Origin of the sequence: Streptomyces sp. CB02058 (genome assembly GCF_001905505.1) — a bacterium.
GTDB lineage: Bacteria > Actinomycetota > Actinomycetes > Streptomycetales > Streptomycetaceae > Streptomyces.
The window spans coordinates 516,476-529,204 of sequence record NZ_LIPG01000003.1 but is presented as its reverse complement, the minus strand read 5'-3'; the positions used below and the strand labels follow the sequence as shown (position 1 = coordinate 529,204).

Sequence of the window (12,729 nt, the reverse complement as noted above, 5' to 3'; positions counted from 1 at the left end):
TCGGACTCGGTCCGACCGGGAGCGCGCGCCCTGTCACCGAGTCCTGGAGGACACCCATGACCGCCACGGTCATCCATTCGCTCACCCCGGGCGACGCCCACCTCTTCCACGCCCTGCCGGGCCCCTTCCTCGTCGGCCGTGCCGCGTTCGGCCACCGCTGGGCCACCGTGGACGACGGCGGTGAGTACCGCCCCGACTGGACCTGGGTCGCCCTGCGCGACGGCGTCGTCGTCGCCAGGGCCGCCTGGTGGGGCGGGCCGGAGGACACCGAGCCCGTCCTGCTCAACTACTTCGACTTCGCCGAGGGCGAGGAGGACACCGCGGCCGAGCTGCTGCGCCGCGCCCCCTGGTCCGTGGAGTACGAACTGATCGTGCCGGCGCGCTGGCGGGAGACCCCTGAGGTTCGGACCGCCGCCTCGGCGCGGATCGCGGCGGCCGAGGCGGCCGGGATGAAGCCCCTGGTCGAGCGTTACCGCTACGAGTGGACTCCCGCGGACGGACTGCCCGAGCCGCCCGGCAGGCTGGAGTTCCGCGAGGAGCCCGACGACGCGGTGATCCTGGACGTGCTGCGCCGGGTCCACTCCGTCACGCTGGACGCCCACGCCCTGCGCACCATCGAGGGTCCGGGCGGTCTGGAGCAGGCCGCCCAGGAGGAGCTGGACTTCTTCAACTGGTGCCCCTCGCCGCGCTCCTGGTGGCAGCTCGCCCACACCCCGGACGGTGCGCTCGCGGGCATCCACATACCCGCGCGCAACCCGGGCGGCCCGTGCATCGGCTTCATCGGGGTCGTCCCCGAGGCGCGCGGCCACGGTTACGGCTACGACCTGCTGGTGGAGTGCACCCGTTTCCTGGCCGCCGAGGGCGCCACGTCCGTCGCGGGCTCGACGGACCGGGGCAACGTGCCGATGGCCGCCGCGTTCGCCCGGGCGGGCCACCGCATCATCCAGGAGCGCGTTCACCTGGTGTGACGCGCTGCGCCCTGATGACGTCGCGGTACCAGCCGTAGGACTCCTTGGGGGTGCGGCGCAGCGTCTCGTAGTCGATGTGGACGAGGCCGAAGCGCTTGCTCGCGCCCTCGGTCCATTCGACGTTGTCGGTCAGTGACCAGGTGAAGTAGCCGCGTACGTCGACGCCCGCGTCGATGGCCTTGCGCAGCGCCTCCAGATGCCCTTCGAGGAAGGCGATGCGCCGGCCGTCGGCGACGGGCTCGTCGACCGCGCAGCCGTTCTCCGTGATGTAGACGGGCGGCAGCCGGTCGCCGAAGCGGTCCCGGAGCTGGCCGAGCGTCTCGCCGAGCCCTTCGGGCACGACGGGCCAGCCGAAGTCGGTGGTGTCGTACCCCTCGATCTCCCGTATGCCGAAGGGGAGTCCGGCGGGCATCGCGTAGCCGGAGAAGGAGTCGAGGGCTTCGGGCCTGGGCGCCCCGACGAGCGTCGGGTTGTAGTAGTTGACGCCGTACCAGTCGAGGGGCGTGGAGATGGTCTTGAGGTCGTCCTCGACCGGGCCCGGCATCAGGGCGGCGAAGCCCTCGTCGGGGTAGCGGCCGGTGAGGACCGGGTCGGCGAAGAGCCAGTTGGTCAGGGTGTCGTAGAGCTCGGCGCCGGCGCGGTCCTCGTCGGAGTCCCCCGCCGTCCAGACGGGGCTGTGGGAGAGCGCGATGCCTATGTTCCCCGCGCCCGCCGCGCGCAGCGCCCGTACGGCCAGTCCGTGGGCGAGCAGCTGGTGGTGGGCGGCGGGCAGGGCGTCGAAGAGGAGAGTGCGGCCGGGGGCGTGCTCGCCGAGGGCGTAGCCGAGCATCGTCACCTCGGCCGGTTCGTTGATGGTGATCCACATGGGCACCCGGTCGGCGAGGCGTTCGGCGACGATGCCGGCGTACTCCGCGAAGCGGTAGGCGGTGTCCCGGTTGAGCCAGCCGCCCGCCTCGTCGAGCGGGAGCGGGGTGTCCCAGTGGTAGAGCGTCGGGGCGGGGGTGATGCCGTGGGCGCAGAGCTCGTCGACGAGGCGGTCGTAGAAGTCCAGCCCCGCCGGGTTGAGCGAACCGCTGCCGCCGGGGACGACGCGGGGCCAGCTGATGGAGAAGCGGAAGGCGTCGGCTCCGAGTCCGGCGAGCAGGGCGACGTCCTCGCGGTAGTGCTCGTGGAAGCCGGTGCCCCGGGTGGTGTCGGTGCCGTCCTTGATCCGGCCGGGCTGTGCGGCGAAGGCGTCCCAGCCGGAGAGCCCTTTGCCGTCGGCGTCGAAGGCCCCTTCCGTCTGGAAGGCGGAGGCGGAGGCTCCCCACAGGAAACCGGGTGGGAACGTCGGCACGGTCATCTCGGCCTCCAGCAGCCGTGGAAGGAACCTCGGTGGTACTGCCCGGGTGCACTACGTATGAGCAGAACCCAGCAGGGCAATGATCAGGACCAGACCCTAATCGCCAGTTACGGACTCGCTCCAGTGTCCCGGGGCCGTGTGTGCGACTTCCGCCGATCATGGGGGCCTCCGGGTGAGGCTTCCGGGCCATGGACGAGGAGTGGTGAATGCAGTTCGAGGTGTGGGCCCCGGCCGCCGGTTCTGTCGCGCTGTGCACGGGGGGCGGGCACAGACCGATGGACCGCGACCCTTCGCGGGCGGGCTGGTGGACGGCGGAGGCGGAGGCGGCGGACGGCGACCGCTACGGCTTCTCGCTCGACGGCGGACCCGTCCTGCCCGATCCGCGCTCCCGCCGGCAGCCGGACGGGCCGGACGGCACGAGCGCGGTCGTCGACCATCCGGCGTACACCTGGGACACCGCCTCCTGGGCGGGGCTCGGGCTGCCGGGCGCGGTCCTCTACGAGCTTCACATCGGCACGTTCACGGACGCGGGGACCTTCGACGCCGCGGCCGAGCGGCTCGGCGGCCTCGTGGACCTCGGCATCACCCATGTGGAGCTGATGCCCGTCTGCCCGTTCCCGGGAACCCACGGATGGGGGTACGAAGGGGTGTCTCTCTGGGCGGTGCACGAGCCGTACGGAGGCCCGGACGGACTGAAGCGCTTTGTCGACACGGCGCACGGGCTGGGCCTGGCGGTCGTCCTGGACGTGGTCCACAACCACCTGGGCCCCTCGGGCAACTATCTGCCCGCCTTCGGCCCGTACTTCACGGACACCCACCACACCCCCTGGGGCTCGGCCGTCAACCTCGACGCACCCGGTTCGGACGAGGTGCGGGCGTATCTGCTGGGCAGTGCGCTGGCCTGGCTGCGGGACTACCGCCTGGACGGCCTGCGCCTGGACGCCGTGCACGCGCTGGCCGACGGCCGGGCGCTGACGTTCCTGGAGGAGCTCTCCACCGCCGTCGACGCGCTCGCCTCGGAGCTCGGCAGACCGCTCGGGCTGATCGCGGAGTCCGACCTCTGCGATCCGCGTACGACCACGCCCCGCACGGAGGGGGGCATCGGTCTGCACGCCCAGTGGAACGACGACTTCCACCACGCCCTGCACACCGCGCTCACCGGCGAGTCCCAGGGCTATTACGCCGACTTCGCGACCGCTCCGCTCGCCGCCCTCGCCAAGACCGTGACCAGCGCGTTCTTCCACAACGGCACGTACTCCAGCTTCCGGGGCCGGACGCACGGGCGCCCCGTGGACGTCACCCGGGCACCCGCCCACCGCTTCGTCGGCTACGCCCAGACGCACGACCAGATCGGCAACCGCGCCCTCGGGGACCGGCTGGCCGCCTCGCTGAGTCCCGGGCTCCAGGCGTGCGCCGCGGCGCTCGTGCTCACCGGGCCCTTCACCCCGATGCTGTTCATGGGCGAGGAGTGGGGCGCCCGCACCCCGTGGCAGTTCTTCACCGACCACACCGACCCCGGGCTCGCCCGTGCCGTACGCGAGGGCAGGCGGCGGGAGTTCGGGGAGCACGGCTGGGCGGAGGAGGACATCCCCGATCCGCAGGACCCGGCGACCCGGGCCCGCTCCTGCCTCGACTGGAGCGAGCCCGAGCGCGAGCCGCACGCCCGGCTGCGGTCCTGGTACCGCGAGCTGATCACCCTGCGCCGCAGCCTGCCGGACCTCTCCGATCCGGACCTCGCTTCCGTCAAGACGGCGTACGACCAGGACGCCGGCTGGATCGCCTACCGCAGGGGCGACCTGCGTGTCGCGGTCAACCTGTCCGGGAAGCCCGCGGCCATCCCGCTGGGCGCCGGCCGGCACCGCAAGGGCGGGGGGCGGGTCCTGGCCGCCTGGGAGCCCGCACGGGCGCCGGGCGCCGACGGGCTGCTGCACCTTCCGCCGGAGTCCTGCGTGGTGCTCGCCGACGACTGAGCCCTGCTTGCCGTCGCTGTACCGCCCTTGTGCCGTTCACTTCACAGACGTGTACCAGTGCAACGTGCAAAGGAGCGACCCGTCCTTGATCCGTCCTAGGCTGCACCCTGCTCGGAGCCCGCCGCGGGCCACGAGATCCTGACGAACGCAGCCATGGGGGCTTTGATGAATCCAGCACGGAACGTGATGCCGGGCGGTACGTCGCGACGGCGCCTGCTGAGGGCCGCGGCGAGCGGTGCCGGGCTGGCACTCCTGGGTGCCGGAGCCGTGGGCTGCGACGACCCGGAGGGCGGCGCCACGCGGAGCGAGGACAGCAAGCCCGCCGCCGGCGCTGGTTCGTCCGCACCGGCCGACGGGCAGGCGCCCGCGCCGCTGTGGCAGGTCACCACCACCGCGCAGACCTACGGGGGCGACGACTCGCTCGTGGTGGTGGACGGCGTCGTCATAGCCATCGGCGATCCGCTGGTGGGCTGGGACGCGGCCACCGGGAAGAAGCGCTGGTCGCGGGAGGGCGTCACGGTGCCGGGCGCTCCTCTGCTCGTCGGCAAGGGCCGGCTGTATCTGGCGAGCGGCCAGTACGACGGCAACATCGTCGCTCTCGATCCGGCCACCGGCCAGGAGGTCTGGCGCAGCCGGCTGGGCAACGGGTTCGCCCACCCCAGGCCCGTCGCCGTGGACGACACGGCGGTGTACATGGTCGCGACGATCATCGAGAACGGCGTCCGCACGAAGACCAACGTGATCGCCGCGATCGACAGCACGAGCGGCAAGGTCCTGTGGCGGGAGCAGCGGGACACCGGGACGGAGGAGAACGGCATCAGCGCGAGCGTGCGCGGGAAGACGCTCGTCTACACCGACTTCCGGAAGAATCTGACGGTCCGTGACACCGTGAGCGGCAAGCAGGTGTGGACCCAGAAGCTCGGAAAGACGAACTACGACAGGTTCGCCGTGCACGAGGACCTCGTCATCGTCTCGCAGGGCCGCGATCTGCGGGCGTTCGCACTGGCAGACGGTGCCGAGAGGTGGACGCTGCGCACGGAGGAGTTCACGAACTTCCAGCCGCCCGCGGTGCTGGAGGGTGTGCTGTACGTGTCGGACAGCAGCCACGCGCAGTGGGCGGTGGACCCGGCGACGGGCAGGAAGATCTGGCACAGGCCGGTCCCCGCCGATGAGCAGGCGGCGGCCGCCTGGCAGTTCGCGCGGTCCGGCGGCACGCTGTTCGGCGCCACCGACCTCGACGAGCACGGGGGCGTGCACGCCTTCGACGCGAGGACAGGGACCCGCCGCTGGACCTACAACGACAAGTCGGGCGCGCTGGACGCGTGGTACGTGGCCGCGGAGGGCAAGCGCGTCTTCGCCCTGCACGACAGGAAGCTGACCGCCCTGCCCGCGTCCTGACCCCGCCGCGTCCGCGCGCCCGGACGGCTACTCGACGATCGCCAGCTCGCGCGCGGTGGTGTTCAGCCGCCTGCCCCCGTCCTCCGTGACGGTGACGATGTCCTCGATACGGACGCCGAAACGGCCGGGGAGGTAGATGCCCGGTTCCACGGAGAAGCACATCCCGGGCACGAGCTGCTGCTCCTCGCCCTCGATCATGTAGGGCGGTTCATGGGTGGTGACGCCGATGCCGTGGCCGGTGCGGTGGATGAACCGTTCGCCGTAACCGAATTCGGTGATGACGGCGCGGGCGGCCCGGTCGACGTCCTGGCAGGCGGCCCCCGGCCGCACGGCGCGGCAGCCCGCCTCCTGCGCCTCCCGTACGACGTCGTGGACCCGCTGCTCCTCGGCGGTGGGTTCGCCGACGTGGACCGTACGGGAGGTGTCGGAGCCGTAGCCGTGCTTCAGCCCGCCGAAGTCGAGCACCACCATGTCGCCCCGCTCGATGGTGCGGTCGCCCGCCTCGTGGTGCGGGTTGGCGCCGTTCGGCCCGGAGCCCACGACGGTGAAGTCGACCTGGGAGTGGCCGTGCCGGGCGAGCAGGGCGGCCAGGTCGGCGGCCACGTCGCTCTCCCTGCGGCCCGCGAAGCGGACCTTCAGGATCTGCTCGTACGTCGCGTCGGCGGCGGCCCCCGCCGCGGCGAGCCGCTCCAGCTCGGCCGCGTCCTTGACCGCGCGCAGCATCGGCAGGGCCTCGGTGAGCGAGGCGTAGGAGGTGTCGGGCAGCAGCGCGTGCAGCGCCAGCAGGTGCAGCGCCCACGCGTTGTCGCTGATCCCGAACCGGCCCTTGGCGTCGAGGAGTCCGGCGGTCAGGGTGTACGGGTTGGCCGCGTCGGTCCAGTCCCGCAGGGTGAGGGCGGGGGCGCCCACCGCGCGCTCGGCGTCGGCCGCCTCCAGGGCGGGGACGACGAGCACCGGGTCGTGGCCCGCGCGCAGGACGAGCAGGGTCAGGCGCTCGGTGTCCGCCGTCGGCCTGTAGCCGGTGAGGTGGACCATGTCGGGGCCCGGCGCCACGAGGACGCCTGCCAGGCCCGCGGCGTCCGCCGACTCGGCGGCCCTGGTCATCCGGTTCCGGTAGTCGTCGGCGGTGAAGGGCACGGGCTGGTCGGTGCTGGGCATGGGGTCCTCCTGGCGGGGCGACACGGCACACAGCATCCTGCCCGCAGGCCCCCGTGGACGCGAGCGGGATCACGGACGTGCCGGGCACGGATCAGCGGCGCCGCACGACGAGGTCGGCACGGTCGCGGTGACGCTCGACCAGCCGGGCGTTGCGCTCGTCGGATTCGGCGACCCAGCGTTCGGCGTACGGCCGGGGCTTCCCGAAGCGCACATGGCGCTCCACGAGCCCGCTCACCCGGATCTCCGGGTCGGCGTCCAGGAACCACACCTCGTCCAGCAGCCCGCGCACCTGCGCCCAGGGGCCCTCGTCCAGGAGCAGGTAGTTGCCCTCGGTCACGACGAGCGGCGTGTCCCGGTCCACGCGCACCGACCCGGCTACCGGCTCCTCCAGGGCCCGGTCGAAGGCGGGCGCGTACACCGGGCAGCTCTCCCCCGCGTCCCGCAGCCGTCGGAGCAGCGCGGCGTATCCGGCGGCGTCGAAGGTGTCGGGGGCGCCCTTGCGGTCCGCCCGCCCGAGACGTTCCAGCTCCGCCCCCGCCAGATGGAAGCCGTCCATCGGGACGAGGGCGGCGCGGTCTCCGAGCGCCTCGACGATCCGGGCGGCCAGGGTGGACTTCCCCGCGCCGGGCGGTCCCGCGATGCCGAGGACGCGCCGGCCGCCCGCCGAGGCGAGGCCGCGCGCGCGGTCGGTCAGCGGGGTGAGGTCGCTCGTGTCCATGGCGGGCATTGTCCCCGGACGGCCGGGAGCGCGTTAGTGTTACGTATAACTCATACGCTTCCACCACGCACGCGCTCCCTCCGACGACGAGGAATCCCATGTCCCACATCGCCCTGGTCACGCTGGTCGTCCGCGACTACGACGAGGCCCTCTCCTTCTACACGGACGCCCTCGGCTTCGAACCGGTCGAGGACACCGACCGCGGTGACGGCACCCGCTGGGTGGTCGTACGGCCGCGTGGCACCTCGGGCACCGGGCTGCTGCTGGCCCGCGCCAAGGACGAGGCGCAGCTCGCGAGCGTGGGGGCGCAGACCGGCGGCCGGGTCGGCTTCTTCCTGCACACGGAGGACTTCAGGGGCGACCACGCCCGCATGCTGGCCGCCGGGGTCCGCTTCCTGGAGGAGCCGAGGCACGAGACGTACGGCTCGGTCGCGGTGTTCGAGGACCTCTACGGCAACCGATGGGACCTGCTCCAGCCCGCGTGACCCCCGGCCCGCCGGGCCGGGGGTCAGACCGGTCCGGCCGCGGCGGCCAGCGCGTCCAGGACGGGCCTGATCAGCGGGTGCCCCTCGGTGCCGCGGCGTACGGCGGCGAAGACCCGGCGGGTCGGGGCGGTGCCCTCCACCGGGCGCACGACGACCCGGCCGGGCTCCGTGCCGCGCAGCGCCGAGCGGGGCACCAGTGCCACCCCGGCGCTCGCCCCCGCGAGGGCGACCACGGCGTGGAAGTCGTCGGACGAGTGCTCCAGCCGGGGCTCGAATCCGGCGTACTCGCAGGCCAGGACCACCACGTCGTGGCAGGGGTTGCCGGGGTACGGGCCGATCCAGGTGTCCTCGGCGAGGTCGGCGACGGCGACCTGCTCCCGGCCGGCGAGGCGGTGGCCGGCGGGCAGCACCGCGTCGAAGGGCTCGGAGTACAGCGGCAGCCGGGTCAGCCGCCGGTCGTCGTCACCGGGCGCTCCCCGGTATTCGACGGCGACGGCCATGTCGACCAGGCGGTCCAGCACCATCGGCACGCTCGCGTCGCCCTCGGCGTCCTGCACCCGGACCCGGATGCCGGGCGCGGTGCGGGTGAGCTCGGCGATCGCGGGGGCCAGGACCAGGCCGATGCCCGTGGCGAACGCGGCGACGGTGACCGTGCCCGCGACGCCCTCGCTGTAGTCCGCGAGCTCCGCCTCGGCCCGCTCCAGCTGGGCGAGGACCTCGTTGGTGTGGGTCAGCAGGATCTCGCCGGCCGGGGTCAGCCGGGTGCCCCGCGCCCCGCGCTCGACCAGCCGGTGACCGGTCTCCTGCTCCAGGGCGGCGAGCTGCTGGGAGACCGCGGAGGGCGTGAGGTACAGCGCGGCGGCGGCAGCGGTCACCGTGCGGTGGTCGGCCACCGCACGGAGGACACGCAGCCGCCGTACATCGATCATGCGCTCATTGTCCCTGGTCGCGGGCGGCTCTCACACCTCCAGCGCGGTCCGCGCGTCGACGAACGCGTCCACGGCGCGGTTCACGTCCGCCGTGGAGTGCGCGGCGGAGAGCTGGACGCGGATGCGCGCGGCGCCCTGCGGGACGACGGGGTACGAGAACCCGATGACGTACACACCGCGCTCGAGGAGGAGTTCCGCCATCCGGCCTGCCTTCGCCGCGTCCCCGATCATGACGGGGGCGATGGCGTGGTCGCCGGGCAGGATGTCGAAGCCCTCCTCGGTCATCCGGGAACGGAAGAGCGCGGTGTTGGCGTTGAGCCGCTCGCGCAGGTCGCCCGCGGACTCCAGCAGGTCGATGACCTTGAGGGAGGCGGCGGCGATGACCGGGGCGAGCGAGTTGGAGAAGAGGTACGGGCGCGAGCGCTGGCGCAGCAGCGCGACGATCTCGGCCCGCGCGGCGACGTAACCGCCGGACGCGCCGCCCAGCGCCTTGCCGAGCGTGCCGGTGATGATGTCGACGCGGTCCATGACGCCGTGCAGTTCGGGGGTGCCCCGGCCGCCGGGGCCGACGAAGCCGACGGCGTGCGAGTCGTCGACCATGACCATGGCGCCGTAGCGGTCGGCGAGGTCGCAGATCTCGGCCAGCGGGGCGACGTAGCCGTCCATGGAGAACACACCGTCGGTGACGATCAGGCGGCGCCTGGCCCCGGAGGCCTCCTTGAGCTGCTGCTCAAGGTCGGCCATGTCGCGGTTGGCGTAGCGGAAGCGCTTCGCCTTGGAGAGGCGGATGCCGTCGATGATCGAGGCGTGGTTGAGGGCGTCGGAGATCACCGCGTCCTCGGGGCCGAGGAGGGTCTCGAAGACTCCGCCGTTCGCGTCGAAGCAGGAGGAGTAGAGGATCGTGTCCTCCTGGCCGAGGAAGGCCGAGAGCCGCTGCTCCAGCTCCTTGTGGACCTCCTGGGTGCCGCAGATGAAGCGGACGGAGGCCAGCCCGTAGCCCCAGCGCTCCAGCGCCTCGTGGGCGGCGGCGACGACCTCGGGGTGGTCGGCGAGGCCCAGGTAGTTGTTCGCGCAGAAGTTGAGCACCTCGCCCGCGCGGCCCCCGGAGGTGACGGCGACGGTCGCGGACTGCGGGGTGCCGATGACGCGTTCGGGCTTCTGGAGTCCGGCGTCGCGGATCTCGTCGAGGGTGGTGCGCAGGTCGTCGCGTACGGAGTCGAACATGTCGGGTGTCTCCCAGGTGGTTACGGGTGCGTACGAGGAGTCTCAGGCGGCCCAGTCGAGCAGGACCTTGCCACCGAGTCCGCTCGCGGCGTCGTCGAAGGCGGCTTCGAAGTCGCGGTAGCCGTAGCGGCCGGTGATGACCGGGGCGAGATCGAGTCCGCCCTCCAGGAGCACGGACATGGCGTACCAGGTCTCGTACATCTCGCGGCCGTAGATGCCCTTGATGGTGAGCATCGAGGTGACGATGCGGGACCAGTCGACCGGGAACTCCGCGGACGGCAGTCCGAGCATCGCGATCCGGCCGCCGTGCGTCATGTTCGCGATCATGTCGCGCATGGCCTCGGGGCGTCCGGACATCTCCAGGCCGATGTCGAAGCCCTCGCGCAGCCCGAGGAGGCTCTGGCCGTGGGCGATGGTCTGCTCGCCGACGTTCAGGGCGAGGTTCACGCCGACCTTCCGGGCCAGTTCGAGCCGGGCCTCGCTGACGTCGGTGATGACGACGTTGCGGGCGCCCGCGTGGCGGGCCACGGCGGCGGCCATGATGCCGATCGGGCCCGCGCCGGTGATCAGCACGTCCTCGCCGACCAGGGGGAAGGACAGCGCGGTGTGCACGGCGTTGCCGAAGGGGTCGAAGATCGCGGCCACGTCGAGGTCGACCTTGTCCCGGTGCACCCAGACGTTGGACGCGGGCAGCGCGAGGTACTCGGCGAACGCCCCGTCCCTGCCGACCCCGAGTCCGAGGGTGGAGCGGCAGAGGTGCCTGCGCCCGGCGAGACAGTTGCGGCACTTCCCGCAGACCAGGTGGCCCTCACCGCTGACCAGGTCGCCGATCTTGATGTCGACGACGTCCGCGCCGATCCCGGCGACCTCGCCGACGAACTCGTGGCCCAGCACGAGCGGGGTGCGCACGGCCTGCTGCGCCCAGCCGTCGTAGTCGCGGATGTGCAGGTCGGTGCCGCAGATCCCGGTGCGCAGGACCTTGATCAGCACGTCCCCGGGGCCGGTCTCCGGCTCGGGCACGTCCATCAGCCACAGTCCCGGCTCGGCCTTGTGCTTCACGAGTGCCTTCACGGCTGCGGCTCCCTGTACCTGGTACCTGGTGGACACCCCGGTCCCGGGCATGCCGGATCGCGGCCTGCGGCCCGGGTCGACTGGGGGTACGGCGGGGGTGGGGCGCGTCACGCGGTGGTCCGTCCCGTGGACCGGTGCGCGGGCGACGCCTTCCGCCGTCACGGAGAAATCTCCCGCACCACGGGCTCCAGGTCCATCGAGGATTTCTTAAGCGCCGCCGCAGCTGTGCTTCACACCACGTCCCGGGGGCGCGGCCAGGGCCGTCCGTCGAGGCGCTCGATGTCGGTGTTGAAACGCCGGAGGAACGCGGCGAAGGCGGCGACCTCCTCCGGCGACCAGGCGTCGAGTACCTGCTCCAGACCGCTGACGTTCCCGGCCCGTTCCTCCTCGAGGCTGCTCGCTCCCTCCTCGGTGATCCGGAACTTGCGGGCGATGCCGCCCTCGGGGTCCGGGATGCGCTCCACCAGGCCGGCGCGGAGCATCGCGGCGGTCTGCCGGTTGAGGGTCGAGGCATCCAGGCCGAAGGCGTCGCTGAGCTGCCCGATGGACATCGGGCCGTCCATCCGGATGCGGCTGAGCAGGGTGTACGCGCTGCGGTCCAGATGGGTCCTGCTGCCGTCGCGCCTCAGTCCGGGGGCGCTCGGCTGGAGGTGCCGGCCGAGCAGCATGGCCTCGAACTCGATCAGGTGTGTGGGCTTGTCCATCGTCGCTCTTCCGACCGCCTTCGACCGCGAGGGGGCTTTCCACCGCAGTCATACCACTCCGTGCGGCGACGGCGACCGACACGAAATTTAGGTATGTTGACATAGATATATAGCGGTACCTATACTCGCCGCATGCCCGCCTCCCGTGCACCCTCCCAGGACATCGACCACGTAGCCTCCGCGCTCGTGGCGTCCCTGCCTGGGCTGCACCGGGCCCTGGAGCGGCAGGTCGCGCAGGACTTCCCGCACCCCCGGCTGCCCGACGGACAGCTCGCGCTGCTGTTCCTCGTCGAGGAGCGCGAGGGGATCACCGTCCGCGAGTCGGCCGAAGCCCTGCTGATGAAGCCGAACAACGTCAGCGCCCTCGTCTCCCAGCTCACCGAGCTCGGTCTGCTGGAACGCAGGCAGGACGCGGCCGACAAGCGGGTCGCCCATCTCCACCCGACGCCCACCGCGCGCGAGCGCCTCGCCGAGGCACGGCAGCTCAAGGAAGCACACCTGGCACGCGCGCTGCACACCCTCACCGACGGCGATCTCGACGCCCTCGGTGCGGCTCTGGGCGCGCTGACGTCATTGACACGGCGTCTCCACTCCCCCGCCGGCTGACCCCACCCGTTTCCGGCCAGGCGCCCGGGCCCGATGAGGCCCCGGGCCCCTGGCCGGTGCCGGTTTCCGCAGCCGCGGCTGCGCCCCGCCGCACACGTGCGGCCGTACCGCCGTCCGCCGGGCCGACTGCCCGGCATCCCGAAGTACGAACACAGA

12 protein-coding genes are annotated in these 12,729 nt (G+C 72.4%); 5 read left to right on the top strand and 7 right to left on the bottom strand.

The genetic code is table 11. The features are described 5' to 3' along the window. Positions 1 to 56 precede the first annotated feature (56 nt). The gene (locus tag AMK10_RS15905; protein ID WP_073748433.1) at positions 57 to 968 is read left to right on the top strand and encodes a GNAT family N-acetyltransferase; all 912 of its coding nucleotides are present in this window, start codon (positions 57 to 59) and stop codon (positions 966 to 968) included. Here AMK10_RS15905 and AMK10_RS15900 read toward each other — a convergent pair. Beyond that, a complete protein-coding gene (locus AMK10_RS15900; protein ID WP_073748432.1) occupies positions 940 to 2,310 on the bottom strand; it encodes a GH1 family beta-glucosidase in 1,371 nt (456 codons plus the stop codon). The genes AMK10_RS15905 and AMK10_RS15900 overlap by 29 nt on opposite strands. Positions 2,311 to 2,516: 206 nt before the next feature. Between AMK10_RS15900 and treZ the strand changes: the two genes are divergently transcribed. Further along, on the top strand, positions 2,517 to 4,280 hold the full coding sequence (gene treZ / locus AMK10_RS15895) for a malto-oligosyltrehalose trehalohydrolase (protein WP_073748431.1): 1,764 nt from the start codon (positions 2,517 to 2,519) through the stop codon (positions 4,278 to 4,280). A 165-nt stretch (positions 4,281 to 4,445) separates the two neighbouring features. Continuing rightward, positions 4,446 to 5,678, top strand: a complete 1,233-nt coding sequence (locus AMK10_RS15890; RefSeq protein ID WP_079180719.1) for a PQQ-binding-like beta-propeller repeat protein — start codon at positions 4,446 to 4,448, stop codon at positions 5,676 to 5,678. Positions 5,679 to 5,705: 27 nt separating this feature from the next. Here the strand turns inward: AMK10_RS15890 and AMK10_RS15885 are convergent, their stop codons facing one another. Further along, positions 5,706 to 6,836, bottom strand: a complete 1,131-nt coding sequence (locus AMK10_RS15885; protein ID WP_073748429.1) for an aminopeptidase P family protein — start codon at positions 6,834 to 6,836, stop codon at positions 5,706 to 5,708. A gap of 91 nt (positions 6,837 to 6,927) precedes the next feature. Then, on the bottom strand, positions 6,928 to 7,554 hold the full coding sequence (locus AMK10_RS15880) for a nucleoside/nucleotide kinase family protein (RefSeq protein WP_073748428.1): 627 nt from the start codon (positions 7,552 to 7,554) through the stop codon (positions 6,928 to 6,930). A gap of 98 nt (positions 7,555 to 7,652) precedes the next feature. Here AMK10_RS15880 and AMK10_RS15875 point away from each other — a divergent pair, with 98 nt between their 5' ends. Further along, entirely contained in the window at positions 7,653 to 8,039 is a 387-nt protein-coding gene (locus tag AMK10_RS15875) for a VOC family protein (RefSeq protein ID WP_073748427.1), read from the top strand. Between the two features lie 23 nt (positions 8,040 to 8,062). On the opposite strand, the gene AMK10_RS15870 is transcribed toward AMK10_RS15875, so the two are convergent. The 4 genes from AMK10_RS15870 to AMK10_RS15855 all read right to left on the bottom strand — a co-directional run bounded on the left by AMK10_RS15870 (position 8,063) and on the right by AMK10_RS15855 (position 11,967). Beyond that, positions 8,063 to 8,968 (bottom strand): LysR family transcriptional regulator, encoded by a 906-nt coding sequence (locus tag AMK10_RS15870; RefSeq protein ID WP_073748426.1) that lies wholly within the window; start codon positions 8,966 to 8,968, stop codon positions 8,063 to 8,065. 30 nt (positions 8,969 to 8,998) lie between these two features. Next, entirely contained in the window at positions 8,999 to 10,192 is a 1,194-nt protein-coding gene (locus AMK10_RS15865) for a glycine C-acetyltransferase (protein WP_073748425.1), read from the bottom strand. Positions 10,193 to 10,234: 42 nt separating this feature from the next. Next, entirely contained in the window at positions 10,235 to 11,263 is a 1,029-nt protein-coding gene (tdh, locus tag AMK10_RS15860; protein WP_073748424.1) for an L-threonine 3-dehydrogenase, read from the bottom strand. A 230-nt stretch (positions 11,264 to 11,493) separates the two neighbouring features. Next, the gene (locus tag AMK10_RS15855; protein WP_073748423.1) at positions 11,494 to 11,967 is read right to left on the bottom strand and encodes a MarR family winged helix-turn-helix transcriptional regulator; all 474 of its coding nucleotides are present in this window, start codon (positions 11,965 to 11,967) and stop codon (positions 11,494 to 11,496) included. A 132-nt stretch (positions 11,968 to 12,099) separates the two neighbouring features. On the opposite strand from AMK10_RS15855, the gene AMK10_RS15850 reads away from it, so the two are divergent. Continuing rightward, entirely contained in the window at positions 12,100 to 12,573 is a 474-nt protein-coding gene (locus tag AMK10_RS15850; protein ID WP_073748422.1) for a MarR family winged helix-turn-helix transcriptional regulator, read from the top strand. Positions 12,574 to 12,729 lie beyond the last annotated feature (156 nt).

Excerpts from the sequence above, each read along its gene's own strand:
- treZ (WP_073748431.1), top strand. The coding sequence starts at position 2,517 with ATGCAGTTCGAGGTGTGGGCCCCGGCCGCCGGTTCTGTCGCGCTGTGC.
- AMK10_RS15890 (WP_079180719.1), top strand. The coding sequence starts at position 4,446 with ATGAATCCAGCACGGAACGTGATGCCGGGCGGTACGTCGCGACGGCGC.
- AMK10_RS15875 (WP_073748427.1), top strand. The coding sequence starts at position 7,653 with ATGTCCCACATCGCCCTGGTCACGCTGGTCGTCCGCGACTACGACGAG.
- AMK10_RS15880 (WP_073748428.1), bottom strand. The coding sequence starts at position 7,554 with ATGGACACGAGCGACCTCACCCCGCTGACCGACCGCGCGCGCGGCCTC.
- AMK10_RS15900 (WP_073748432.1), bottom strand. The coding sequence starts at position 2,310 with ATGACCGTGCCGACGTTCCCACCCGGTTTCCTGTGGGGAGCCTCCGCC.
- AMK10_RS15905 (WP_073748433.1), top strand. The coding sequence starts at position 57 with ATGACCGCCACGGTCATCCATTCGCTCACCCCGGGCGACGCCCACCTC.
- AMK10_RS15850 (WP_073748422.1), top strand. The coding sequence starts at position 12,100 with ATGCCCGCCTCCCGTGCACCCTCCCAGGACATCGACCACGTAGCCTCC.
- AMK10_RS15885 (WP_073748429.1), bottom strand. The coding sequence starts at position 6,836 with ATGCCCAGCACCGACCAGCCCGTGCCCTTCACCGCCGACGACTACCGG.
- AMK10_RS15865 (WP_073748425.1), bottom strand. The coding sequence starts at position 10,192 with ATGTTCGACTCCGTACGCGACGACCTGCGCACCACCCTCGACGAGATC.
- AMK10_RS15855 (WP_073748423.1), bottom strand. The coding sequence starts at position 11,967 with ATGGACAAGCCCACACACCTGATCGAGTTCGAGGCCATGCTGCTCGGC.
- AMK10_RS15870 (WP_073748426.1), bottom strand. The coding sequence starts at position 8,968 with ATGATCGATGTACGGCGGCTGCGTGTCCTCCGTGCGGTGGCCGACCAC.